Here is a 24,561-nt window from a genome sequence, read left to right as displayed (position 1 = left end):
TAATTGTATGAAAAAAATATTACTCGCTATTTTGTCGATAAATTTATTCGCTGTGCATTTATCCTCTTTTGCAGGTACAAATATTACTGTTAATTTCACCGGTAATATTAAAGCCGCCACCTGTAATATTTCTGGCGGTAATAATATCGATATTGATTTGAAACGTTTGCCAATTGATATTTTTAATGGCGCACAAACAGGTTCTACTTGGAATACGTTTAATATTAACTTAAATAACTGCTCGTCATTTGTGAACCAAATCAAATTGACCTTTACAGGTACCGCTGAAACAGGGGATACCACCAATAGCTTATATAAAAACTTAGGCACCGCAAAAAATGTCGCCGTGCAATTACAAAGTGATGACGGAGCTACTCCCCTAGGTAATTTAAAAGTCTTACAGGTGCCATTGAATGGACAGTCAGATATTGCCATTCCATTACGTACCCGTGCTTACAGTGCCGTGGGTAATGTGGTACCAGGATCTATTTCTGCCAATATTACCGCCACCATTACCTATTTATAAGAAAAGGAATGAAATAATGAAAAAATTTGCACTTTCATTATTGCTGGTATCTGGCTCACTGTTTGCCGCCGACCAGCAAATTAATATCAATGTTCATGGCTATGTTACGGCTATGCCGTGTGAATTAGATACCACAAACTATGTGATTGACCTGAAAAAAATCAATATTTGGAATATTAAAGATACTCAAAAATCCCCTTGGGTGGATTTTTCAGTAAAATTGAAAAATTGCCCAGTGGCGACTCAAGAAGCCATTATGACCTTATCTGGTACACCTGATACCATCACTCCCGACTATTTTATTAATAACGGTACGGCAAAAAATGTCGCCTTAAATTTAGCGGATGGCACCAGCAAAACCACCCTTAAAAATGGTGCAAAAATCACTATTCCCGTGAACAGCCAAACACGCAGTGTGGAGTTTCCATTTTCTGCTCGCGTAGCCGGTTATGGCAGTGGTATGGAGCCAGGTTCATTTCGTAGCCATCTAGAATTCAATTTTGTTTATCATTAATAAATAGTGTCTTGTTCTATTTCTAATTAGAGGTGGTTAAATGCCTGAGTATTATCCAGTATCTAGAATTATTGGAAATAAAATAACTTATTATCGAAAAATGAAGGGCATGTCCCTTCATGAACTTGCAATTATCGTTGGTGTTAGCGAACAACAACAATCTCGATATGAGCGGGGGATCAATAGAATTAATTTAGACAGGTTAAATGAGTATGCTAATATATTTGGCGTTGAGCTAGCACATTTTTTTATTTTAAATGAAAAAGAGAATCAAGAAATTTTAAATAAGTTAAAACTAATCATAAAGGAAAATGAGTGAAGGTTTATCATTTATTTATTATTGGATTTTTATCATCCATTTCTGCTTATACAAATGCAGCTTGCTATCAAAACCCAAATTTTAATAATTTACAACGTACATTACAAAATCAAACTATCACACTACAATATGATGATATGCGAACCAATGTTGTGCTTGCAACAATCAATACCTCAATGTTTAGTGGGTGGCGTAGTTCGCACTCGGGGACAAATAGTGATTGTGGTGCATGGCAAGTTGGGCGTTTTTTAAACGGCTGGAGTTCAACCAATAATATTGCCCCAACTAATATCCCTGGGATTGGTGTTCGCGTGGGAATTAACAGCAGCAATATCTGGTTTCCCTTCCGAATTGCCTATACGGATCAGTCATGGGGATTTGAAAACCTAGGATGGAAAACTGAAATCGTGAAAACAGGTCGAGTTACTACAAGTAATTATATCCGAGGGGGTCAGCTCGCCCAATTTTCACAAGAAAATACCAAGACAAATTCAACGTTTATTTTATCCACGCTCTATATGCCCACAAATGGTATCAGAATAAATGTTGTAAAGTGTACAGCAACTTCAGCTAACTATTCCGTACAGCTTGGAGATTGGTTTGATACTCAGTTTAAGAATATCGGTGATACCAGTGAGATGGTTAATATCCCCGTGATATTAACCTGTGATAAGGGCACCAATATTAAAGCTACTGTCACCAGCAGTGCTGGGTATGTTGATGAGACAACAGGAAAAATAAAACTAACGGGGGCAAATTCTGCGACAGGTATCGCAATCCAGTTACTGGACAAAAACAATACACCCATTAAGCTAAAGGTCAAAACCAGCCTACAAAATAATATCCAAACCAATGAATATCTGTTTAATTGGAAAGCTCGTTACATTAAAACAGCCAATAACATCACAGCTGGCGCAGCAAATAGTACTGTCATAATAAATATTTCATATGAATAACAACAAATAATATTAATAATTTATATATTGTACATCAGTTTAGATATAATAGATTAGAAACAGTTCATTTAAATATCTTCATAATAAGAAGCTCATGTTTCAATATGAAATAAATTCAGTATTTATAATTTAACTTTCTTTAAAATTTTTTATTTTAATGATCAATATCTATTTTTATATTAATTACACTCTGTTAGAGTAGTCTTTCAATATAAAAAACTAATTTTAATTTAAAATTCTTTTTTATGTCAAAGTAGTCATTTTTAAATAGTTGTTCCGATATAAAAGGAGTTTACTATGCAGAAAAATTATCCTGCATCAAAATTAGTCGGTCGTAAAATAACTTATTATCGAAAAATGAAAGGTATTCCATTATCTAAAATGGCTAATGATTTTGGAATTAGTGAACAACAACAATCAAGATACGAACGGGGAATCAATCGTATTAATTTAGACCGTTTAGCACAATATGTTAATTACTTTGAAATTAACTTTTATGATTTAATTTCTAATAAAGATATAAAAGAATTAACCAAATTAGAATAAGTAAAAATACCCAATTAAATATTAATTAACTATTTATTAAGGCACATTATGAGCAAAAAAATATCCACATCAGTAGGTGTAAAAATTAGGTCATTAAGGGAAAGTTACGGCATGAGTGGCAAGGAACTCAGTGCCTTGTTAGGAATTAGCCAACAACATCAATCTCGCTATGAAAATGGAGAGGTAAATATCCATGTTGATACGTTATTCCAACTTTGCCAAATATTCGATATCGACCCCGCCTATTTTTTCACCGACTATAATCCATTAAATCATGCAAATAACTTTATTCATGACAAAAAAAGTTTATATGAGGCCGAAACGCTTGTGTTTTAAAGCATGGCCCTCAGATAAACTGCAAATTAACGTTACCTAAGCCAGTCACATTGTTGTGCTGGCTTAACTTAATTGTGCCTCTTCTAATATCCACTGCTGAAAAATCATCATTGCCGATGTCATCGGCTTCGACTTTAAACGACTTAGCCAGTATCCCCCTAATGTCACACCAATATCGAAAGGCTGAACGAGTGCTCCAGCGCTAATTTCGTGCTCAAACATACAGCTTGGCACTAATGCAACACTATCCGTTAATATTGCGGCCTCAACCATTAAGCGAGAGGAGTCAAACACAGGCCCTTTCACTCGCCATGGCTCGACTTGTGCAGCAAGAAACCACTTTTCCCACTCATCTTTACGATAAGAGCGCAGTAAATTGTGATCTTTTAAATCCAGTGGTGATATTAAATTAGCAGCGACTTTTTCTGTGCATAGCACTGTATGGGAAGTCGAAAATAAAGGTGTATTTTCCACTAATGGCCATAAGCCCTCCCCAAAGCGGATGGCGAAATCAACCCCTTCCGCCGCTAAATTGACCACGTTATTGTGGGTCATAATACGTAAATCAATATAGGGGTATAAATCAGAAAATTTGCTTAAACGCGGTAATAGCCAACCTACTGCAAAGGTTCCCACGACTGAGATACTTAACACTTCATGATAATGACCATCTTCAAATTGCAACAATAACGATTCGATTTGATCAAAAGAACGACTCAACACAGGTAACAGAGCCAAGCCTTCATCTGTTAATGCTAACCCTCTTGATAACCGAATGAATAATTCCAAGCCTAGCTGTTCTTCCAGCAACCGAACTTGCTGGCTTACTGCAGCCTGAGTGACATTCAATTCAAGCCCCGCTCGCGTAAAACTTAAATGCCGGGCAGATGCCTCAAATGCACGAAGTGCATTAAGTGGGAGGCGATGACGGTAATTTCCTGACATAAGATTTTCTTTTGGCTCATCGAATTTTATATCGTTTTAAAAAATAGCTTAAAACACGCATACTCTTGCTCAACGGCTACTTTAACCGAATAAATGCTATATTACGGCACTTATTTGTCGTACTGAAGTACTTTTCAAAATCAGCTATCAATAACTTAAACTTTTATTTAATTGGACAACTCTATGAGAAATCTTTTTCGTCAGGGGCGGATTTTTGTCGCTCTTAGTTTGGCTTTTACGACCCTTTCAGCCAACGCGTTAAGCCAACAGGATGTTGATAACATCATTAAACCGTTGATGAAAAAGCAAGGTATTCCAGGGATGTCTGTCGCCATTTCCATGGAAGGTAAACGCTATATTTACCACTATGGCGTGCAATCCAAACAAACCCAAGAGCCTGTCAATAACAATACGCTGTTTGAAATTGGATCGCTGTCTAAAACTTTCACAGCAACTTTGGCTGCCTATGCACAAGTGCAGGGAAAATTAGATTTTTCACAAACAGTGAGTCATTATCTGCCTGAATTAAAAGGTTCTGCCTTTGACCACATTAGCGTTATGAATCTTGCAACCCATACATCGGGCTTACCTTTGTTTGTACCTGAAACAATAACAAATTCAATGGAGTTAACGCGTTATTACCAAAACTGGATCCCTGAAAAAGCGATTGGTCAGTTTCGTTCATACTCTAATTTAGGGGTGGGATTATTAGGTATTGTGGCAGCAAAACAGTTAAAAATGCCTTTTGAACAAGCCATGGAAAAATTGATGCTGCCTTCCCTTGGCCTCAAGCATACTTATATTCATGTGCCTAAGAATCAACAAAAAAATTATGCACAGGGCTACAATAAAAAAGACCAACCTGTACGAGTCACCCCGCAAATTCTAGATGCTGAGGCTTATGGTTTAAAATCGAACGCGAAAGATTTAATTCGTTTTCTTGAAATTAATATGCAAACGGTAAAAGTCGCAAAATCGTGGCAAGAAGCCGTTGAAGATACCCACACGGGGTTATATCTAACCGATTCATTTGTGCAAGATATGATGTGGGAAAGTTACCCGTGGCCAGTCTCTTTATCACAATTACAACAAGGTAACCGTGATGAAATGGCATTACAGCCACAAAAAGTCGAAGCAATTAAACCCGCAATGCCACCAGAAACCCGTGCATTTTATAATAAAACAGGGTCAACCAATGGCTTTGCCACTTATGCCGTGTTTCTTCCAGAAGAACAAGTCGCCGTGGTGATCCTTGCCAATAAATGGTATCCGATCCCCGACCGCATTAATGCCGCTTATCAGCTAATTGAAAAAATTGATAACTAGAATTGATAACTAGAATTGATATCACAATGTAATACTCAAAATAGTTCGTGCTAGAGCAAGGCGGCAAAATTCGGATATCTCGGGGAGCATACAAAAGTATGTGACCCGAGTAGCCGAATAAAGCCAACGCCGCTATTGCGCGAAATATGACGAATATTCAATACTCAAAATAGTTCGTTCTATCGCTAGGCGGCAAGAGAAGCTAAGCCCTAGGAGCATACATAAAGTATGTGACTAGGGTTAGCGAACGCAGCCAACAACGCGACAGGGCGAAATATGAAGAGTATTTAGATGACACGGGAAAACTGCCGCTGCCTCATCTGCCCCCGCAAATACACATCAAAACACATGCAAACATTGCGGATCAGCAAGCGCCCTTGCGGTGTCACCTTAATACCTGTTTCGGTTATTTCCACCAGCCCATCTTCTGCCATTGGCTTTAGCAATTCCAAATCTTCTTTAAAATAAGATTTAAAATCAATCGGGTACAGAGCTTCTATTTGTGCAAAATCTAGTTGGAAGTTACAAATTAACGTTTTAATCACATCACGGCGCAAGCAATCATCATCAGTTAGGACTAAACCTCGCCACAGGGCATGTCCCTGCTCTTCAACTTGTGCATAATAAGTTTTTAAGTCTTTCTGATTCTGCGCGTAGTTATCCCCTAACATACTGATCGCCGAAACGCCTAACCCTAAGAGATCGCAATCACCTTGGGTAGTATAGCCTTGGAAGTTACGGTGCAATATCCCCTCACGCTGCGCTACAGCAAGTTCATCTTCAGGGCGGGCAAAGTGATCCATCCCAATAAACTGATAGCCGCCTTTGGTTAACGTCGCAATCGTGTCTTGTAGAATATCGAGTTTTTGTTCTGCACTTGGTAAATCCGCATCCTTAATTTTGCGCTGCGCGGCAAATAAATTTGGCAAGTGAGCATAATTAAACACGCTTAAACGGTCGGGTGATAACTCAGCGACTTTTTTCAGTGTAAAAGCAAAGCTTTCTGGCGTCTGTTTTGGTAAACCATAAATTAGGTCAATACTGGTTGATGTAAAGCCTGTCTCTTTAGCGCGTTTAATCAAGGCAAAGATGAAGTCTTCGTCTTGTTCTCGATTTACCAACACCTGAACTTCTTTATTGAAGTCTTGTACCCCCATGCTTAGGCGATTAAATCCTTCATGGCGTAGGTGATCAATCATATCAAGCTCGATTTCACGCGGGTCAACTTCAATGGACATTTCCACATCATCTGCAAAATGAAAATGTTTTTTCAATAAACCGACCAAATGACTAACTTGGGCTTTATCAAGATAAGTTGGTGTACCTCCGCCCCAATGCATTTGTGTGACAGTGCGGTTTTTTAGTAAAGATGCACGTTGAATAATTTCTTTTTCAATAACTTTTAAATATTCATCCGCCTTATGCTTTTGGCGTGTCACTAATTTATTGCAACCACAGAAGTAACACAGCTTATGGCAAAAAGGAATATGGACATAGAGCGATAACGGGCGGTCTGGAAAACGCGTTGTCGCACTAATAAACGCTTTTTCATCATAGTCTTGATTAAATTCCAAAGCGGTGGGATACGACGTATAACGTGGCCCTGAATAATTGTATTTTTGAATGAGAGAAAGATCCCAAACAATATTTTGCTCTGACATAACATTCCTCAATTGACCAAAAGCTCAAACCATGACAACGGGTTGCACCTTATTTAATTTGTTATTCGGTGGTATAAAAATTTTATAGCATACATAACGTTATAGATTCTGAATATTTCAAGTTGCAGCTAGGCGGCAAGTGAATGAGTCGCTAGGAGTATACATAAGTATGAGACTCGTGCGAATGAACGTAGCCAACAACGCTGCAGCTTTAAATATGACGAGTATTATAAAGATGTTAGAAAAAAGAGACTTGATGCAACATCAAAGAAAAGTGTGTTTGTCGAAAAAACAGACGCATCCCCCGCTAGCGCGAGGGATGATTAAACGAAGTTATTTGCTTTTTAAGATGCGCATGATGTCATCGAGTTTATCTTCGTCTTCTTCCTCTTCTTCTTCGTCAGCATATTCAATGCCTAAAATACTCATTAGTTCATCAATACGGTCTAAACAAGTATTGATGTATTTTTGCTCTTCAGCGTTAACCGCTTCGCCATCTTCTAGGCGCGCAAGTAAGCTATCTAAGCGATCATCGCTTTCTAACAGTTCTAACTCTTTTTCAGGCGTCAGTTTTTCTTTAACGACTGGCTGTTTTTTCTCAACAACAGGTTTGGTAATGTGTTTTTCATCCACAATTAAAGGGACTGGTTTTTTGCTGCCTAAACGCGGGTCAGCAGAGGCGTTTTGCCCACCATTTTGCTTGTTGGATGCTTGTTCTTCATAACGGCTGCCAGCTTTATGACCACGATGTTTTTTCTCGCGTTTACGTTCACGGCCTTCCGCGTTCAATTCTTCTTTGGTTTTACGGTATTTTTTCTTTGGCTTAGCTGTCGGTTTTTTTGGTGCATTCATGGTCTGATACCTTGATAAAGTCAGTTTCTGCTGCGAAATCTAGCAGGATCCCATAAAGGGGGAAAGCACTAGTTTGCAATTTCAGCGGATTTTTTATTCCACCCTGCCTTCGCAATAGTACTTTATAGATTATACCTTAAATAATTTGTGTTGCATGTAGAGGGATTCGAATAGAAGAAAGAGAAATGATGAGCTCATTAAATAATGTTAAAAAATTTGTGCCACTAAACAAATTAGACTGAATAATATTCTAAACAATTCAAGTTGTGGCTAGGCGTCAATCGAGGTTATCTCGGGGAGCATACATAAGTATGTGACCCGAGTAACCGAGAGAAGACAACAACACCACAGCTTGAAGTATGACGAGTATTAGGCGTCGACTAAAACCATTTTAAGCAGAAACATAACCGCGACTAAAATCACACACAGACCCAAGTCACGCCAGCGCCCTGTCCCAATTTTCATCGCACAGTATGCGATAAACCCTAGCGCGATCCCTTCTGTGATCGAGAAGCTAAACGGCATCATAACTGCGGTAATAAACGCAGGTACTGATTCAGTTAAGTCATCCCATTTCACGCGAGTCAGACTTGAAGTCATCAACACACCCACGTAAATCAATGCACCTGCAGTTGCATAAGCAGGAACCATACCCGCAAGTGGAGAGATAAACATGGTTAATAGGAATAAGATACCCACAACAACTGCCGTTAACCCCGTACGCCCACCAACTGATACCCCTGAAGAACTTTCAATATACGCGGTGACTGATGAGGTTCCCATCGCCGAACCCGCTACAGAGCTTAAGCTATCAACATATAGGGCTTGCTTCATACGAGGGAAAGTCCCACGTTCATTGGTGATCCCCGCTTTGTCAGTCACACCAATCATGGTGCCCGATGAGTCAAACAAGTTGACTAACATGAAAGCAAAAATCACGCCAGATAACGCTAAATCTAATGAGCCAGCGAAGTCCACTTGCCCAACGACGCTGGTAACACTTGGTGGAATAGAGAAAATGCCTGTGTATTTTACATCGCCCAGCGCCAGACCAATTAAGGTGGTCACCGCAATCGACACTAACACCGCCGCATGAATATTACGCGCCGCTAAGATGGCGATAATAAAGAAGCCCAACGCCCCTAACCATACGTTATGATGTGTTAAGTTACCAATAGATACCAAAGTGTCTGGGTTTGCCACGATAATACCCGAGTTTTTCAGCCCCATCATCGCAATAAACAGACCGATACCGCTGGTGATCCCCACACGTAGACTCAGGGGAATATTGGCAATAATCCAATAACGAATGCGGAATAATGTCAGGATAAACAAGCCAACTGCGCCCCAGAAAACAGCACCCATTGCGACTTGCCATGAATACCCCATCGCGCCAACTACCACAAACGCAAAAAAGGCATTCAGCCCCATCGCTGGTGCGACCGCAATCGGTAAATTAGCCAATAAGCCCATCAAAATACTGCCTATAGCGGCAATCAAGCAGGTGGTAACAAACACGGCCTTAATATCCATGCCTGCAATTGATAAAATTTGTGGGTTAACAAAGACGATATACACCATCGTCAGGAAGGTCGTGAAGCCAGCAACAACTTCAGTTCGTGCGGTTGTGCCGTGTTCTTGCAATTTAAAAACACGCTGAAACAAGCTCTGCGATTGTGCCGAGCTAGAAGATTGATTACTCATTAGATATCGCGCCCAAAAAAAGTTTTTTTCGCCCTATACTACAATTAAAAATCGAAAAAGAAAACGATTGCGTAAAAATCAACAGGCAAAATGTCCTAACTAACTGATACAACGCGATGAATCAAGAAAAAGAATAAAAATAGAATTTGGAGAATGGCGGTATAAAAACCGCCATTAAAATTTAGGATAGCGCCAGTAATTTTTGTCTACGCCAAAACAATAAACTGCGTTTTACCACAGACTTGTGCGGGCCGTTTTGTGCACTGAGTTTTTTCGCCACCACATTGGCAACAATTTCTACCGTAAAACACATCACAAAATAGATAAATGCCACGAATAAGAAAACTTCCAACGGGTAAACCATTTCGCGGTTATTCACTTGAGTTGCTAAGAAAGATAACTCAGCCACACCAACGACATAGGCTAATGAGGTATCTTTAATCAGCGCCACCCATTGGTTGATAAATGACGGCACCATCATTCGCAATGCTTGAGGTAAAACGATATTCCACAATACCTGCCAACGGTTAAAACCAAGGGACAACCCTGCCTGCCATTGCCCTGCACCTATCGCTAAGATCCCTGCTTTCACAGCATGTGCTAAATAAGCAGAAGTGATTAAGGCGAGTGCACAAACCACCGTGGTGATCCCAGGAATTTCCGTACCTAACAAAATGGGCAACAAGAAGTAAGTCCAAAATATTAACATGATGACTGGAATTGCACGGAAAAAGCCTAAAACTGCCGCGAATAAATTAACCCAAAAACCACGTAACATTGCCAAAGCAATACCACCTAGTGTCCCTAAGACAATCGATGCCGCCCCTGCTAGCAGGCTAATCACGAGTGTCAACGCTGCCCCTTCTAACGGGCCATCAGGGAAAGTACCAAACAGTAAATATTGCCAATTTTGCTCGATCACTGAAAAGTCCATATTATACCCCCTGAGCCAAGTTTCGTTGCAAGCGCCATTGTCCCCAGCCTTCCATCAGGGCAATAATGGCGATATACAACACGGTGGCCACACCAAATGCGGTGAAGGTTTGTAACGTTTGGCTATCAACTTGACGAGACACATAAGAGAGCTCCGCGACGCCAATTGCCATGGTTAATGAGGAATTTTTCACGACATTCATATATTGCCCCAACAACGGCGGCATTGCGATTTTGACTGCTTGAGGCAAGACCACTAATTTCATTGCTTGCCATGAAGTGAGCCCCAGTGCGAACGCGGCATATTTTTGCCCTTGGCGTACCCCACGGATCCCTGCACGAATTTCTTCCGCAATAAAAGGGACGGTATATAACGTTAACCCAATAAAACCTGCTAAAAACTCAAAGGACGGCTAACCCACGGTAAGCCCAAATATGTTGATTTCATGGGGAGTATTTAGCCATTCCATTGCGGCTGAAGGCAGTATTTCCCCCGAGGCAAAATACCAAAAAAATAACTGCACCAACAAAGGCGTGTTTCTAAAAATAGAAATATAGATACTGACTGCCCAACGCAAAAGAGCAATCTGGCTATCCTTTGCTGATGCAACTAAAAACCCTAAAAAGGTGGCGGCAATAATGGTGCAAATCGAAATCCAGACTGTTAAAACAAAGCCATAACCGAACCATTCAAGGTACTGAGGCGCTAGAAGATGTGCAGACCAAAAATCACCACTGACAAATTTCTCAAACATAGTTCACGACCTATTTCTTTCACACCCTGTGACGAAAAACCTCACCCCGTATAACCAAGAACCCCGCACACAGTGCAGGGTTTCAAATCACTCAGTACTTGCTATTGTCGATTACGACTGTGGTTGTTGCTCACTCAATGGGGCAAATTTGAAGTCACCGCGTGGTTGTGCCGCTTTCGTGTCTGGACCAAACCAACGGTTATAAATGACTTCAGCTTTACCGTCTTTTTCCAATTTCAGCAGCGTTTCATTCACGTTTTCCACTAAGCGCGTTTCGCCTTTGCTAGCTGCCAGAGCTTGATACTCTTTGGTTAAGCTAAAGGGGGAAATTTCAAAGTCCGCTTTGACTTTCTCAGGTAAGTTACCTAGTAATCCCACTAGTTTTGCATCATCCTGCGTGATAGCTTGCACGTTACCATTACGCAGCGCTGCGAATGCTTGCGGAGTATCATCATAAGAAATCACTTTAGTGTCAGGGAAACGTTCACGCAGCGTCACTTCCTGCACCGTTCCTTTATCTGCACCAATACGCAGTGGTTTGATATCATCAGGGGTTTTTAATACACCTTTACGGGCAATAAATTTTTGGCCCGTGGCGAAATCAGGGATTGAGAAATCAACCTGTTTTGCACGCTCATCGGTAATCGTAAAGTTCGCACCAATCAAGTCTACTTTACCCGATGTCAGCAGTGGGATGCGGTTTGCAGGGTTCGTTGGACGCAGTTCAAGTTTTACACCTAAACCATCTGCAATTTCTTGTGCGATATCAACGTCATAACCCGCTAATTTTTTTGTTTGTGGGTCAATAAAACCAAACGGTGGGTTACTATCAAATACGGAAATACGGATCACACCCGCTTGTTTAATATCATCTAATTTATCTGCGCTAGCGACATTCGCTGTCAGCGCCAAACCTGTAAGTAAAACAGTCGTCAGAATACGAGCTTTCATTGAATACCCCTAGTGGTAAATTTATGTAAATCGACCATCACAAGCTATCAACTATCTCTTAGCACCTGAAATAATATTAAATAATATATTTATAACCAAATGGAATATAAAGAAGTACAAAAAAGGGGCAAACTTTGTAACAAAGGCCCCCGAATATGGCTTACACCATCAATAGACTCTTATTGAGCAAGAAGAAAGTCTGTAGAAGAAAAATTCAATTTATTAATCGTGGAAAATAGGTTTCCGAAAGTATTTACTCTACACATAAGTGCTCTAAATAGTTCGCGTTGTGGCTAGGCGACAAAGGAACTCATCCCAAGGAGCATGCATAAGTATGTGACCCGGGTAGCCGAGTACAGCCAACACCGCCACTACACAAAACATATCGAGTATTTAATTTTCTAAATCATTCGCGTTGTGGCTAGGCGGCAAGCGAGGATATCTCGGGGAGCATACACAAGTATGTGACCCGGGTAGCCGAGTACAGCCAACACCGCCACAGCACGAAGGATGACGAAAATTTATTTGGTGAGCATTTTTTCTAAATTATCACCACCTACATGCCGGAAATCTTGCCCCTTCACATAGTAGAAAATAAACTCACAGATATTTTGGCAGCGGTCGCCGATACGCTCGATTGAGCGTGCGCAGAACAACGCCGTCAATACGCTTGGAATTGTTCTCGGGTCTTCCATCATATAGGTCATAAGCTGACGGACAATGCCTTCGTACTCTTGGTCAACTTTTTCATCTTCGCGGTAAATACGAATCGCCTCTTCGAGATCCATTCGCGCAAACGCATCTAGCACATCATGCAACATTTGCACTGTGTGGCGGCCTAGCGATTCTAAACTCACGAGAAGCGGCTGATGTTGCTGCGAAAATTTCTCCAATGCAGTTTGGCAGATTTTATCAGCAACGTCGCCGATCCTTTCCAACTCCGCAATCGTTTTTGAAATTGACATAATCAGTCGCAAGTCACTCGCCGTTGGCTGGCGCTTGGCAATAATTTTGACGCACTCTTCATCAATGGCCACTTCCATCATATTGACTTTGTGGTCATTTTCGATAACTTCGCGCGCTAGGGCTTCATCCTGGTTATGCATTGCCGTAATGGCTTTGGTGAGCTGTTCTTCGACCAGCCCTCCCATTGTCATTAATTCAGTATGGATATGTTCCAGTTCCGCATTGAACTGCCCAGATATATGTTTATTGTGATTCAGCGTATCCATCGTCGGCTCCATATCAACCGTAGCGGCCAGTAATATAATCTTCAGTTTGTTTCATTTCTGGGGTGGTGAACATCTTATCGGTATGATTAAACTCAATCAGTTCACCTAAATACATAAATGCTGTGTAATCAGAACAACGTGCCGCTTGTTGCATGTTGTGGGTAACAATCACGACCGTATACTCTGATTTTAACTCACTGATTAACTCTTCAATACGCCCTGTGGAAATAGGGTCCAATGCTGAACAAGGCTCATCCAGCAATAACACTTCTGGGCGAATTGCAATACCTCGCGCAATACACAGACGTTGTTGCTGACCACCCGACAAGCTGTAACCACTTTGGTGCAATTTGTCTTTGGTTTCATTCCACAGCGCTGCTTTGGTAAGTGCCCACTGCACGCGCTCATCCATTTCCACGCGAGATAGCTTTTCAAATAAACGCACACCAAATGCAATGTTGTCATAGATGGACATTGGGAATGGCGTTGGTTTCTGGAACACCATCCCCACTTTTGCACGTAATAATGCGATATCTTGTTTGTCCGTCAGGATATTTTGACCATCCAGTAAAATTTCACCTTCAGCGCGTTGTTCACCGTACAGTTCATACATTTTATTAAACGTACGCAATAACGTCGATTTACCACAACCTGATGGGCCGATAAACGCTGTTACTTTATTTTTTTCAATGTCTAAAGAGATATTTTTCAGTGCGTGAAACTTGCCATAAAAGAAATTGAGGTCACGGACTTTAATTTTACTGTTTGCAATTTCATTTGCATTAATCATGGTTACTTTCTCTCTAAATCTTTATTTATCTGGGCGCTTAGTGTTTTTTCTGTGCAAACACAACGCGGGCAATGATGTTAATCAGCAGGACACACAGGGTAATTAACAGCACCCCAGCCCATGCGAGCTCTTGCCATTCGGAGAATGGGCTCATTGCGAATTTGAAAATCGTTACAGGTAAGTTAGCAATGGGTTCGCTCATATCTGTACTCCAGAACTGGTTCGACAGTGAAGTAAACAGGAGCGGTGCGGTTTCTCCCGCAATACGCGCAATTGCCAGTAAGATCCCTGTAATAATCCCAGATACAGATGCCTTTAATGTAATGGATAAAATCATTTTCCATTTCGGCGTTCCAAGAGCATAAGCCGCTTCACGCAAGCTATCTGGTACCAGTTTCAGCATGTTTTCAGTGGTACGAATAACAATAGGGATTTGCAGCAATGCCAGCGCAATCACCCCTGCCCATCCAGAGAAGTGCTGCATTTGCGCAACCACGATGGTATACACAAACAGACCAACAACAATAGATGGTGCTGATAACAGAATGTCATTAATAAAGCGGGTCACAGATGCTAGCCATGATTTACGACCGTATTCTGCCAAGTAAATCCCCGCTAAAATCCCTAAAGGTGTTCCAATCACGGTAGCCCACAGGATTAATAAACCACTTCCGACGATCGCATTCGCTAAACCACCACCTTCTGTATTTGGTGGTGGCGTCATCTCGGTAAACAGGTTAAGGGACATACCGTCAATCCCTTTGGTCACCGTCGAAAATAAAATCCACACTAACCAGAACAGCCCGAATGCCATGGTCAACATTGAGACAAGCAGTGCCATTCTGTTAACTTGGCGGCGCCATGCTTGACGGCGTGCGCGTTCTTTCTCATTGACGATAAAAGGTTGATATTCTGACATATTAACGCCCCTCATTCTTCGCAAGACGCATTACCATCAACTTGGAAATCGCCAACACAATAAACGTGATAACAAACAGGATAAGCCCAAGTTCCATCAGCGCTGAGGTATGTAAGCCACTTTCTGCTTCCGCAAATTCATTCGCTAGTGCGGAAGTAATACTGTTTCCTGGCATGAAGAGGGATGCACTATCGAGCTGGTAGGTATTACCAATCACGAAGGTTACCGCCATGGTTTCACCCAATGCACGGCCTAACCCTAACATCACCCCGCCTATTACCCCGTTACGGGTATACGGCAATACGATGTTCCAAATCACTTCCCAAGTGGTACAGCCAATCCCGTAGGCTGACTCTTTCATCATCACAGGGGTTTGTTCAAACACATCACGCATAACAGACGCAATGTATGGAATAATCATAATCGCGAGGATAATCCCCGCCGCTAAAATACCTATCCCGAATGCAGGGCCTGAAAATAATTCACCGACAATTGGAATACTCGACATCACGTTGCCAACTGGCTCTTGGAAATATTCTGCAAATAGTGGTGCGAAAACGAATAAGCCCCACATCCCGTAAACGATACTGGGAATGGCGGCAAGCAATTCAATAGCAATCCCTAATGGACGTTTTAGCCAGTTTGGCGCAAGCTCCGTTAAGAACAACGCGATACCGAAACTGACGGGGACGGCGATAATCAGGGCGATTAACGAGGTTACAATGGTGCCATAGATTGGCACAAGGGCACCGAACTGTTCTGCAGGCGCATCCCACTCTTTGGTCCATAAAAACGAAAACCCAAACTTCTGCATACTTGGCCAAGACGCAAAAATAAGGGAAATAATGATGCCACCTAGCATTAACAAAGTGATTAGCGCGGCAATCTTTACCAGTGCACCAAAAATTACATCACCTGATTTGCTGGGAGCTCTAAATGCCGTTGTTTTTTCGGCCATGCGCTTTGTTCTCTTTCCATTCCTACTTGTACTGTAGGATTGTGTTACAACAATGAGCGGGTAAGCCCTGTTCCTCAGTACTTACCCGCCATTTCCAACCCGAGGTGCATTAGAACAATGCTTTACCTTGGCTATCTTTAATTTCTGTTTTCCATGCTGCACGAACAGCTGTTACAACCTCTTGAGGTAAAACGGCGTAATCCAGCGCTTCTGCTTGTTTACCGCCTTTATCGTACGCCCAGTTGTAGAAGTCGAGAACGGCTTTGCCTTTTTCAGCATTGGCTTGTTCTTTGTGTACTAAGATGAACGTTGTTGACGTGATTGGCCATGCGTTTGCACCATCACGGTTAGTCAGGTCTTGAGCAAACGACTTCGACCAGTCAACTTTTTTCGCTGCTGCGCTGAAACTTTCGCCTGTTGGTGATACCGCTTCGCCATCCGCAGAAACTAACTTAGTATACGCAAGATTATTTTGTTTTGCGTAAGCATATTCCACATAGCCGATAGAGCCTGGCAGACGTTGTACGAATGCGGCAACACCATCGTTACCTTTACCGCCTACGCTGTTTTTCGGCCAGTTAACGGTTGAGCCCGCACCAATTTCATCTTTCCAATTCGCACTTACTTTTGCTAAGTAGCTGGTGAAAACAAATGTAGTACCTGAACCATCAGAACGTCTAACCACCGCAATAGCTTGGTCTGGTAAGCTCACTTTCGGATTTAATTTTGCAATAGCTGGGTCATTCCATTTGGTGATTTTACCTAAATAGATATCACCTAATGTGTTGCCATCTAAAGTCAGTTGACCTGATTCGATGCCTTTTACGTTAACCGCCAACACCACACCACCAATAACGGTAGGGAATTGGAACAAACCATCTTCTTTTAGTTTTTCATCAGTCAATGGCGCATCAGACGCACCGAAATCAACTGTTTTTGCATTAATCTGTTTTACACCACCAGAAGAGCCAATCCCCTGATAGTTCACTTTATTACCTGTTTCTTTCTGATAAGAGTCTGCCCACTTCGCATAAACAGGAGCAGGGAAGGTCGCGCCAGCTCCGGTCAGGCTGGTAGCAGCAAAAGAAGACATTGCAGTCAGAGACAAAGTTGCTGCCATTACGCTTGCTAAGGTGGTACGCGTCATTTTCATAATCCCTCCGGGGATGTATAGAAACAATCAAGTATAAAATTGTTGGGTGTATGTCACGGTAGGAAAAATAGGACAATTTAGTTACGACAACATGTCGTTTTTATGACAGTTTTATGACAATTGACTGTATTCACACCTAGCTTAGGAAAAAAACAAAAAGGAATATGTTTAATTTCAAATAAAATCAATAAGTCAGAAAAAAAACATCCATAATAACGAAATGATGTATTGTCATAAAAAAGTCTTAAATTATTTTATCTAAAAAAAAATAAACCCGCATTCGCGAGTTTATCGAAAGAAAAAACAAAATAACATTACGATAGCTTAATCCCTGTTTTACGTAGCATTGGATTAGCGACTCTAGCAATCAGCTCAGCTTTCATACTTTCTTTTTTTGCTTCTAGATCTTTTTTCGACTGTCTTTCATGTTCAATATATTTGTTAATAGCAGGAGAACAAGTTGATTCTAAAGAAGGTTTTTTAGGACTAATATCGTCTTCCATTTTCGCTTTTGCCTGTAGTTTCCTAAATAGTGAACTTTCTTCAAGACTAGCAGCAGAAAAACCTGCTACTTTTTGATTCTTTTTAATAACTGAATTTTTCAATTTTAGCACTGCTGCTTCACTTTCAGTCAGTTCCTTTGCGGCATATTCTGGCTTATTGCATTCCTTTCCCGCATCCTTAAACCTTTGCAAGGTTGCCATTTCTTCAAATAAACCTGAGGCGACTTTATCTGTCAACTGTCGATTTAATACCGTATGGTTTGCCTCTGTCCTAACTGACACTTCATGTTTAGGTAATTCAGTTGTTGGTAATCGTTGTATTGGAAGAGTATCAAGCATTGGTGGTGGTGGTGGTGGTGGTGGTGGTGGTGGTGGTGGTGGTGATACTGGCTGAGATATCGACATTGGTAAAGCGGTGGATAGCTTTGGTTCAGCTTGTTTTTCTGATGGTTGTACAGCAACTTTTGTAATCGAGTTGCCAACTACCGGTTCCTTCAGTGTTATTTTCTTTTCCTTTTGTAAAACATTTGTAATATTCGTATTCATTACATTTTTCATCTGCCCCGAAACACTCCCTTTATTTTTATTAAATAAAAAATTTGAGCATGTTTTTAAGCTTTTGGATAAACTATGAATGATTTTAGTTGCACTAATATGAACTGACATAATATTTACCATAATGATTTTATTTGCACTGATTATCCAAGCAAGGTACCTATTGCGTCTTTTATATAACGATTCTGGCATTGATAAATGAACAGATAAGAAGGAAATTTATTAAGCGGGTGGTATTAAGAATCCAGCACCGAGCAGCTGGACGCAACCGTGCAGATATGAAAATTCAGGGAAAGGCCCAAAACAATTTGAGCCCAATTAATGGCATTATTTTAGAAAGATAGATCTAAATAGTGCAAGTTGTAGGCATATCAGTCTTCTTTCTCTTTAAGAGGAAGTAAAGCCCGTATTGCAAACCCGCCGCGCTCACTTTTATGGATCTCAATGCTCCCTTCATGGGCGTCCACTATACGGCGTATAATCGCTAGTCCCAAGCCTGTCCCTGTATTACTTCGTGCTTTTTCGCCTTGCACGAACGGTTGGAATAAGCGGTGGATATCTTCGTCTTTGATACCCGCGCCGTCATCTTCCACTTGGAACCAGACAAAATCTTCGTTTTTTCCACTGCTGACTTTGATCCAGCCATTTCCATAGCGGTACGCATTTACAATCATATTAGTGATTGCACGTTTGATGGCCAACGGGTTACCGTTCACAATCATGGATCCAGGTTCTAACGCTGTTTCGATTTCGCCAACCACACTGCTTTCTGAATTGACTGCTTCCATCAGAATCGCGTTGAGATCGCAGAATTCCATATCCATCTCTTGACCTGTTTTCAGGTAAGACATGAATTGGCCAATAATCGCATCACACTCTTCAATATCTTTGTTGATAGACTCTGCCAGATAGCTGTCTTCTGGGCTCATCATTTCTGTCGCTAAGCGGATACGAGTTAATGGTGTTCTTAAGTCATGGCTAACCCCTGCCATCAAGACAGTTCGGTCATTTTCAAGGGTTTTAATCCCAGCAGCCATGTGGTTAAAAGACCGAATTGCTGCCCTAACTTCCGTTGCCCCCTTTTCTTGCATCGGGGGCAATACAAAGCCCTTTCCGACCTCCCCTGCATGGTACTCCAATTCAAGTAATGGCTTGTTTTGGTAGCGAATATACAGCCATACCCCTGCAAAGATCGTGAGGAAAATGGTTAAGGTATACCTGAAAACAAGGGAAAACTGGTTTTGACCAATTTCAGTCAGAGGTACTCGCACCCAAATATCTGGGGCGAGATAAGACGTTAACCACAAAATCGGATACTCACGGCCAAGCTCAAGATGAACATTTGCCTTACCGCCTAAGTATTGCGACATGTGTTCGCTCAGAAAATCATACTCTTTAGCCCAATTCAGCCCTTCCTCCATGGCAGCAGAATGGGCATAGAACGTAATACCTAATTCATTGTAGATTTTCTTACGCAAAGCGGGGGAAACCCGCACTGAGGTCCCATCTTGTAGAACCATTTTCTCGGTCATCAATGTTCTAACTTCGTACGCAAGGACTTTATTGAATTGTTGTAAGCTAGGCATCACAACAAAATTCAATACCACCATATAGCTGGTCACTAAGCTCGCGAACAGCAGCGCAACAAATAAAAACAACGAACGAGAAAATGTACTACGTCGTGAGAACCTCAGTCGCTTCATGCTTTACTTCCATCCGGAACAAACACATAGCCCAAGCCCCAAACCGTTTGAATATAGCGTGGGTGCGCTGGGTCTTCTTCAACCATGCGACGCAGACGCGAAATTTGAACGTCAATTGAACGTTCCATCGCACTGTACTCGCGGCCTCTTGCTAGGCTCATGAGCTTGTCACGAGATAGCGGCTCTCTTGGATAAGAAACCAACACTTTTAATACCGCAAACTCGCCACTGGTCAGTGGCATATTTTCATCACCTTGGAACATTTCACGCGTTCCAAGATTTAGCTTAAATTTACCAAAGGTAATGACTGCGTCATCCTGAGATGGCGCACCTGGCAATTCATTTGCTTGGCGGCGTAATACGGCGCGAATACGAGCCAGCAGCTCACGTGGGTTGAACGGTTTAGGAATATAGTCATCCGCCCCGATTTCTAAACCAACAATACGGTCAACTTCTTCACCCTTTGCCGTAACCATAATGATCGGGATTGGGTTATTTTGGCTACGTAAACGACGGCAGATTGATAGGCCATCTTCACCTGGAAGCATTAAATCTAACACGATCAGATGAATAGATTCCCTCGTCAGGATCCTGTCCATTTGTTCGGCGTTTGCAGCACTCCTGACCTGAAAGCCTTGTTCAGTGAGGTAACGCTCCAGCAGTGCACGTAAACGCATATCATCATCGACGACAAGAACTTTATAACTTTCCTGCATTTTGTAGCCCTCAAGATGTGCATCTTTCAAATTATTGTTCTAAAAGTAAACAAAAACACGTTTAATGTTCACTAATTTACCATTAACCATAGATTTAATGAATCATTTTACACTTCAGGCGGTTAGTGGTTTATAGCTTATTTCTAAAACAAAATAGGTGACATCCCCACCAGGCGTGTTCACCGTAATTTCATCATCAACCTGCTTACCAATCAGAGCGCGTGCAACAGGAGAGTCAATTGAAATCCATTGTTTTGCAGGATTAAACTCATCCGCGCCAACTATGCGGAATATTCTGATATTTTCATTATCATCTTCAAGTTTAACCCATGCACCAAAAAAGACACGGCCTTCTTGGCGAGGATCTGGCTCGATAATCCTGAGTTGATCCAATCTTTTAGATAAAAAACGAATGCGTCGGTCTATCTCACGCAGCCTTTTTTTACCATAAATATATTCAGCGTTTTCTGAGCGATCGCCTTGTGCCGCAGCCTCTGAGACCGATTGGGTCACTCTAGGCCGTTCCTCTTTCCACAGATACTTAAGCTCTTTGTCGAGCGTATCCCAACCTTCACGCGTTATTAATAGACTTTTCGCCATAACCTTAGAATATTAGTCAATAAGTACAAAAATGATAATATTTTATAGAACATAATCTGAGACTTTCCTACCAATAGACCGAAATTCAGTCTGGAAATTCTCGCTACCACCAAGTATAACAGTGCAGTAAATTTTTTAACTGTTCTTTCAGTAGGTATTTAAACACGACATGAATGAAACTCTAAGCCAAATTATTGCAGCAGAACTGCAAGCCCAACCGAAACAGGTTTTTTCTGCCATCACATTGTTGGATGAAGGCAATACTGTCCCGTTTATCGCGCGTTACCGTAAAGAGGTTACCGGAGGGTTGGACGATACTCAGCTTCGCCAGCTAGAAAGCCGCTTAGGGTACTTACGCGAACTCAACGATCGTAAGCAAACCATTCTCAAATCGATTGAAGAACAAGGGAAATTATCCCCTGAACTCGCCGCTGCTATCAACAGCACGCTCAATAAAACCGAACTTGAAGACCTTTACTTACCCTACAAACCAAAACGTCGCACTCGTGGGCAAATCGCCATTGAAGCAGGACTTGAGCCATTAGCGGATACGCTGTGGACAGACCCAAGCCAATCCCCTGAAGCCCTTGCTCAAACTTATATCGACGCAGATAAAGGCGTGGCGGATGTGAAAGCAGCTTTAGATGGTGCTCGTTACATCCTGATGGAGCGTTTCGCCGAAGATGCAACTTTATTGGCGAAAGTTCGTGACTATATTTGGAAAAATGCGCACCTCGTTTCCGTCGTTGCAGAAGGCAAACAAGCAGAAGGCGTCAAATTTAGCGATTACTTCGAACACCAAGAACCCGTTTCCCAAGTGCCTTCACACCGCGCACTGGCAATGTTCCGAGGTCGCAACGAAGGCATTTTACAGCTTTCGTTAAATTGTGACCCTCAATTCGATGAGCCACCCAAAGAAAGTTATTGCGAAGAGATTATTACTCGCCACTTAGATGTGCGTTTGAATAACGCCCCTGCCGACCAATGGCGTAAAGCGGTCATTAGCTGGACATGGCGTGTCAAAGTGCTTCTGCACTTAGAAACAGAAGTGATGAGCGCTTTACGTGAAAAAGCCGAAGAAGAAGCGATTAATGTTTTTGCCCGTAACCTCAGCGACTTACTGATGGCTGCGCCCGCAGGTATGCGTGCAACGATGGGCCTCGATCCTGGTCTACGTACTGGGGTGAAAGTTGCGGTTGTGGATGCGACAGGAAAACTGATCGCGACCGATACTATCTACCCGCACACTGGGCAAGCAGCGAAAGCAGCAACCATCGTGGCGGCATTGTGCCAGAAACATAACGTTGAATTAGTGGCGATTGGTAACGGTACCGCGTCTCGCGAAACTGAACGTTTCTTTGCGGAGGTGCAAAAACAATACCCTGAAGTCACTGCGCAAAAAGTGATTGTCAGTGAAGCGGGTGCATCAGTGTACTCCGCCTCTGAGCTAGCCGCGCTAGAATTCCCAACCTTGGATGTGTCTTTGCGTGGTGCCGTATCGATTGCTCGCCGTCTACAAGACCCGCTAGCTGAACTGGTTAAAATCGACCCGAAATCTATTGGCGTGGGTCAATATCAACATGATGTTAGCCAAACCCAACTCGCCCGTAAACTGGATGCCGTTGTCGAAGACTGCGTAAACTCCGTAGGTGTAGACTTAAATACCGCGTCAGTCGCTTTGCTTACCCGTGTTGCAGGCTTGAGCAAAATGATAGCGCAGAACGTGGTTGATTGGCGCGATGAAAATGGCCAATTCAATGACCGAAAACAGTTGTTGAAAGTAGCTCGCCTTGGGCCTAAAGCCTTTGAACAATGTGCAGGGTTCCTGCGTATCACCAATGGTGAGAACCCGCTGGATGCGTCAACAGTTCACCCTGAAGCTTACCCTATTGTTGAAAAAATTCTGCAAACCGTCCGCCAGCCATTGAAAGACATTATGGGTAATTCACAAGTGCTCAACACACTGAGTCCGCGTGATTTCACCACAGAACAATTTGGTGTACCCACCGTTACAGATATCATCAAAGAGTTAGAAAAACCAGGTCGTGACCCACGCCCTGAATTTAAAACCGCTACCTTTGCAGAAGGTGTGGAAACAATGAATGACCTCGTTTCTGGCATGATTTTAGAAGGTGCGGTGACCAACGTGACCAACTTTGGTGCGTTTGTGGATATCGGCGTACACCAAGACGGCTTAGTGCATATCTCTTCACTCTCCAATAGTTACGTCGAAGACCCACACAAAGTGGTGAAAGCGGGCGATATTGTGAAAGTGAAAGTGTTAGATGTGGATATTGCCCGCAAGCGTATTGCCCTCACCATGCGTTTGGACGAACAAGCAGGGGATTCTCATAGCGCACCTCGCAAAGCGGCACCAGCACAAGATAAAAACGCACGTAAAGCCCCTGCACCTCGTGGCAACTCACGCCAAAACGTGAATTCATCAGGTAACAGTGCTATGAGCGATGCACTTGCCGCTGCGTTTGGCAAAAAAAAGTAGTCTGATTAAGCTAAATACCCCAATAAATTCATTGGGGTATTTAGTATTTTCTAGAAATATCTTCACTACTAAATTAATAAACAAATCCAATATATTGTTCGAAAATCAACCCAGCCAATTCTTTTCGCCTTATTCCATCGCTATCTAAAAAACACCGCTAACTCCATGCTTCGTTGATCCACATCAAGTCAAATTGACGAAAAAAGAGGCTAAATATAACAAAAGGTGGATGATTATGATTCTCATTGTTAATTAGATTTATTTTTGTTTTACTCTGCGTTTTGCTTGTGGACACAAACTTTTCTAACAATAATTATCCGTATCATTATGAATTGAATCGTTAGGAAGATAATAGGAAGACACTATGGCTATACTTCCTCAATGCAGTTACAAAATTCTGGGCTTCTCCCCCGAAATAAGCCCTGCATACCGACAAAAATTATTGTCTCTCGGTTTATTACCGGGCTCCGTTTTTAAAGTGGTGCGTTTAGCGCCTTTTGGCGATCCTGTACAAATCGAAACTCACCGCGTTAGCTTAGTGCTACGCAAAAAGGACCTCGCCCTACTAAACCTTGATGAAGCGCCTACCGCTTAAGTCTTCTTTTTTG

24 protein-coding genes and 1 pseudogene are annotated in these 24,561 nt (G+C 42.0%); 9 read left to right on the top strand and 16 right to left on the bottom strand.

What is annotated here, in order from left to right; genetic code table 11:
- The first annotated feature begins 7 nt into the window (after positions 1-7).
- From M1F05_RS01235 to M1F05_RS01210, 6 genes are all read left to right on the top strand, one after another.
- Positions 8-526, top strand: coding sequence for a fimbrial protein (locus tag M1F05_RS01235; RefSeq protein WP_206084943.1), 519 nt, complete (start codon positions 8-10; stop codon positions 524-526).
- A 16-nt stretch (positions 527-542) separates the two neighbouring features.
- Positions 543-1,040, top strand: coding sequence for a fimbrial protein (locus M1F05_RS01230; protein ID WP_206084945.1), 498 nt, complete (start codon positions 543-545; stop codon positions 1,038-1,040).
- Positions 1,041-1,080: 40 nt separating this feature from the next.
- A complete protein-coding gene (locus tag M1F05_RS01225; protein ID WP_206084947.1) occupies positions 1,081-1,359 on the top strand; it encodes a helix-turn-helix domain-containing protein in 279 nt (92 codons plus the stop codon).
- A complete protein-coding gene (locus tag M1F05_RS01220) occupies positions 1,356-2,315 on the top strand; it encodes a fimbrial protein (protein WP_206084949.1) in 960 nt (319 codons plus the stop codon). The genes M1F05_RS01225 and M1F05_RS01220 overlap by 4 nt, the downstream gene beginning before the upstream one ends.
- Positions 2,316-2,612: 297 nt before the next feature.
- Positions 2,613-2,861: a helix-turn-helix domain-containing protein gene (locus tag M1F05_RS01215; RefSeq protein WP_206084951.1), complete on the top strand. Its 249-nt coding sequence runs from the start codon at positions 2,613-2,615 to the stop codon at positions 2,859-2,861.
- A gap of 48 nt (positions 2,862-2,909) precedes the next feature.
- Positions 2,910-3,197, top strand: coding sequence for a helix-turn-helix domain-containing protein (locus M1F05_RS01210; protein WP_206084952.1), 288 nt, complete (start codon positions 2,910-2,912; stop codon positions 3,195-3,197).
- Between the two features lie 63 nt (positions 3,198-3,260).
- Here M1F05_RS01210 and M1F05_RS01205 read toward each other — a convergent pair whose 3' ends face one another.
- The gene (locus tag M1F05_RS01205; protein ID WP_206084954.1) at positions 3,261-4,142 is read right to left on the bottom strand and encodes a LysR substrate-binding domain-containing protein; all 882 of its coding nucleotides are present in this window, start codon (positions 4,140-4,142) and stop codon (positions 3,261-3,263) included.
- A gap of 183 nt (positions 4,143-4,325) precedes the next feature.
- Between M1F05_RS01205 and ampC the strand changes: the two genes are divergently transcribed.
- A complete protein-coding gene (gene ampC / locus M1F05_RS01200; protein ID WP_206084956.1) occupies positions 4,326-5,468 on the top strand; it encodes a class C beta-lactamase in 1,143 nt (380 codons plus the stop codon).
- Positions 5,469-5,755: 287 nt separating this feature from the next.
- On the opposite strand, the gene hemN is transcribed toward ampC, so the two are convergent.
- From hemN to greB, 15 genes and pseudogenes are all read right to left on the bottom strand, one after another.
- Positions 5,756-7,129, bottom strand: coding sequence for an oxygen-independent coproporphyrinogen III oxidase (hemN, locus tag M1F05_RS01195; RefSeq protein WP_206084958.1), 1,374 nt, complete (start codon positions 7,127-7,129; stop codon positions 5,756-5,758).
- Positions 7,130-7,462: 333 nt separating this feature from the next.
- Complete coding sequence (gene yihI, locus M1F05_RS01190) at positions 7,463-7,981, bottom strand: Der GTPase-activating protein YihI (protein WP_206084959.1); 519 nt, start codon at positions 7,979-7,981, stop codon at positions 7,463-7,465.
- A gap of 369 nt (positions 7,982-8,350) precedes the next feature.
- A complete protein-coding gene (locus M1F05_RS01185) occupies positions 8,351-9,685 on the bottom strand; it encodes an NCS2 family permease (protein WP_206084961.1) in 1,335 nt (444 codons plus the stop codon).
- A 181-nt stretch (positions 9,686-9,866) separates the two neighbouring features.
- Entirely contained in the window at positions 9,867-10,619 is a 753-nt protein-coding gene (locus M1F05_RS01180) for an amino acid ABC transporter permease (RefSeq protein WP_206084963.1), read from the bottom strand.
- A 1-nt stretch (position 10,620) separates the two neighbouring features.
- Positions 10,621-11,373 (bottom strand): annotated as a pseudogene (locus tag M1F05_RS01175) (amino acid ABC transporter permease).
- A 111-nt stretch (positions 11,374-11,484) separates the two neighbouring features.
- On the bottom strand, positions 11,485-12,324 hold the full coding sequence (locus M1F05_RS01170; RefSeq protein WP_206084966.1) for an ABC transporter substrate-binding protein: 840 nt from the start codon (positions 12,322-12,324) through the stop codon (positions 11,485-11,487).
- Between the two features lie 521 nt (positions 12,325-12,845).
- The gene (phoU, locus tag M1F05_RS01165; protein ID WP_206084968.1) at positions 12,846-13,556 is read right to left on the bottom strand and encodes a phosphate signaling complex protein PhoU; all 711 of its coding nucleotides are present in this window, start codon (positions 13,554-13,556) and stop codon (positions 12,846-12,848) included.
- A gap of 13 nt (positions 13,557-13,569) precedes the next feature.
- On the bottom strand, positions 13,570-14,346 hold the full coding sequence (pstB, locus tag M1F05_RS01160; RefSeq protein WP_206084970.1) for a phosphate ABC transporter ATP-binding protein PstB: 777 nt from the start codon (positions 14,344-14,346) through the stop codon (positions 13,570-13,572).
- A gap of 37 nt (positions 14,347-14,383) precedes the next feature.
- Positions 14,384-15,265, bottom strand: a complete 882-nt coding sequence (pstA, locus tag M1F05_RS01155) for a phosphate ABC transporter permease PstA (RefSeq protein ID WP_206084971.1) — start codon at positions 15,263-15,265, stop codon at positions 14,384-14,386.
- A gap of 1 nt (position 15,266) precedes the next feature.
- Positions 15,267-16,223, bottom strand: coding sequence for a phosphate ABC transporter permease PstC (gene pstC / locus M1F05_RS01150; RefSeq protein ID WP_206084973.1), 957 nt, complete (start codon positions 16,221-16,223; stop codon positions 15,267-15,269).
- A 109-nt stretch (positions 16,224-16,332) separates the two neighbouring features.
- A complete protein-coding gene (gene pstS, locus M1F05_RS01145; protein ID WP_206084975.1) occupies positions 16,333-17,376 on the bottom strand; it encodes a phosphate ABC transporter substrate-binding protein PstS in 1,044 nt (347 codons plus the stop codon).
- 314 nt (positions 17,377-17,690) lie between these two features.
- Complete coding sequence (locus M1F05_RS01140) at positions 17,691-18,545, bottom strand: hypothetical protein (protein WP_206084981.1); 855 nt, start codon at positions 18,543-18,545, stop codon at positions 17,691-17,693.
- A 260-nt stretch (positions 18,546-18,805) separates the two neighbouring features.
- Entirely contained in the window at positions 18,806-20,137 is a 1,332-nt protein-coding gene (gene envZ / locus M1F05_RS01135; RefSeq protein ID WP_206084984.1) for a two-component system sensor histidine kinase EnvZ, read from the bottom strand.
- A complete protein-coding gene (ompR, locus tag M1F05_RS01130) occupies positions 20,134-20,853 on the bottom strand; it encodes a two-component system response regulator OmpR (protein WP_042847751.1) in 720 nt (239 codons plus the stop codon). The genes envZ and ompR overlap by 4 nt, the downstream gene beginning before the upstream one ends.
- Positions 20,854-20,967: 114 nt before the next feature.
- A complete protein-coding gene (greB, locus tag M1F05_RS01125) occupies positions 20,968-21,453 on the bottom strand; it encodes a transcription elongation factor GreB (protein ID WP_206084992.1) in 486 nt (161 codons plus the stop codon).
- Positions 21,454-21,622: 169 nt separating this feature from the next.
- On the opposite strand from greB, the gene M1F05_RS01120 reads away from it, so the two are divergent.
- Both M1F05_RS01120 and feoA read left to right on the top strand, forming a co-directional pair.
- Complete coding sequence (locus M1F05_RS01120; protein ID WP_206084994.1) at positions 21,623-23,953, top strand: Tex family protein; 2,331 nt, start codon at positions 21,623-21,625, stop codon at positions 23,951-23,953.
- Positions 23,954-24,317: 364 nt separating this feature from the next.
- Positions 24,318-24,548: a ferrous iron transporter A gene (gene feoA / locus M1F05_RS01115; RefSeq protein WP_047756225.1), complete on the top strand. Its 231-nt coding sequence runs from the start codon at positions 24,318-24,320 to the stop codon at positions 24,546-24,548.
- Positions 24,549-24,561: the final 13 nt, after the last annotated feature.

The sequence above is a fragment of the Providencia sp. PROV252 genome, assembly GCF_033676005.1.
Taxonomy (GTDB): Bacteria; Pseudomonadota; Gammaproteobacteria; order Enterobacterales; family Enterobacteriaceae; genus Providencia; species Providencia vermicola.
Note: the sequence above shows the minus strand (reverse complement) of the source record. Positions and strands in the feature narration are given on the sequence as shown.

Bases quoted from the DNA above. Each gene is read 5' to 3' on its own strand.
- M1F05_RS01235 (WP_206084943.1), top strand. From the start codon at position 8: ATGAAAAAAATATTACTCGCTATTTTGTCGATAAATTTATTCGCTGTG.
- M1F05_RS01230 (WP_206084945.1), top strand. From the start codon at position 543: ATGAAAAAATTTGCACTTTCATTATTGCTGGTATCTGGCTCACTGTTT.
- M1F05_RS01225 (WP_206084947.1), top strand. From the start codon at position 1,081: ATGCCTGAGTATTATCCAGTATCTAGAATTATTGGAAATAAAATAACT.
- M1F05_RS01215 (WP_206084951.1), top strand. From the start codon at position 2,613: ATGCAGAAAAATTATCCTGCATCAAAATTAGTCGGTCGTAAAATAACT.
- M1F05_RS01210 (WP_206084952.1), top strand. From the start codon at position 2,910: ATGAGCAAAAAAATATCCACATCAGTAGGTGTAAAAATTAGGTCATTA.
- M1F05_RS01205 (WP_206084954.1), bottom strand. From the start codon at position 4,142: ATGTCAGGAAATTACCGTCATCGCCTCCCACTTAATGCACTTCGTGCA.
- ampC (WP_206084956.1), top strand. From the start codon at position 4,326: ATGAGAAATCTTTTTCGTCAGGGGCGGATTTTTGTCGCTCTTAGTTTG.
- hemN (WP_206084958.1), bottom strand. From the start codon at position 7,129: ATGTCAGAGCAAAATATTGTTTGGGATCTTTCTCTCATTCAAAAATAC.
- yihI (WP_206084959.1), bottom strand. From the start codon at position 7,981: ATGAATGCACCAAAAAAACCGACAGCTAAGCCAAAGAAAAAATACCGT.
- M1F05_RS01185 (WP_206084961.1), bottom strand. From the start codon at position 9,685: ATGAGTAATCAATCTTCTAGCTCGGCACAATCGCAGAGCTTGTTTCAG.
- M1F05_RS01180 (WP_206084963.1), bottom strand. From the start codon at position 10,619: ATGGACTTTTCAGTGATCGAGCAAAATTGGCAATATTTACTGTTTGGT.
- M1F05_RS01170 (WP_206084966.1), bottom strand. From the start codon at position 12,324: ATGAAAGCTCGTATTCTGACGACTGTTTTACTTACAGGTTTGGCGCTG.
- phoU (WP_206084968.1), bottom strand. From the start codon at position 13,556: ATGGATACGCTGAATCACAATAAACATATATCTGGGCAGTTCAATGCG.
- pstB (WP_206084970.1), bottom strand. From the start codon at position 14,346: ATGATTAATGCAAATGAAATTGCAAACAGTAAAATTAAAGTCCGTGAC.
- pstA (WP_206084971.1), bottom strand. From the start codon at position 15,265: ATGTCAGAATATCAACCTTTTATCGTCAATGAGAAAGAACGCGCACGC.
- pstC (WP_206084973.1), bottom strand. From the start codon at position 16,223: ATGGCCGAAAAAACAACGGCATTTAGAGCTCCCAGCAAATCAGGTGAT.
- pstS (WP_206084975.1), bottom strand. From the start codon at position 17,376: ATGAAAATGACGCGTACCACCTTAGCAAGCGTAATGGCAGCAACTTTG.
- M1F05_RS01140 (WP_206084981.1), bottom strand. From the start codon at position 18,545: ATGTCAGTTCATATTAGTGCAACTAAAATCATTCATAGTTTATCCAAA.
- envZ (WP_206084984.1), bottom strand. From the start codon at position 20,137: ATGAAGCGACTGAGGTTCTCACGACGTAGTACATTTTCTCGTTCGTTG.
- ompR (WP_042847751.1), bottom strand. From the start codon at position 20,853: ATGCAGGAAAGTTATAAAGTTCTTGTCGTCGATGATGATATGCGTTTA.
- greB (WP_206084992.1), bottom strand. From the start codon at position 21,453: ATGGCGAAAAGTCTATTAATAACGCGTGAAGGTTGGGATACGCTCGAC.
- M1F05_RS01120 (WP_206084994.1), top strand. From the start codon at position 21,623: ATGAATGAAACTCTAAGCCAAATTATTGCAGCAGAACTGCAAGCCCAA.
- feoA (WP_047756225.1), top strand. From the start codon at position 24,318: ATGGCTATACTTCCTCAATGCAGTTACAAAATTCTGGGCTTCTCCCCC.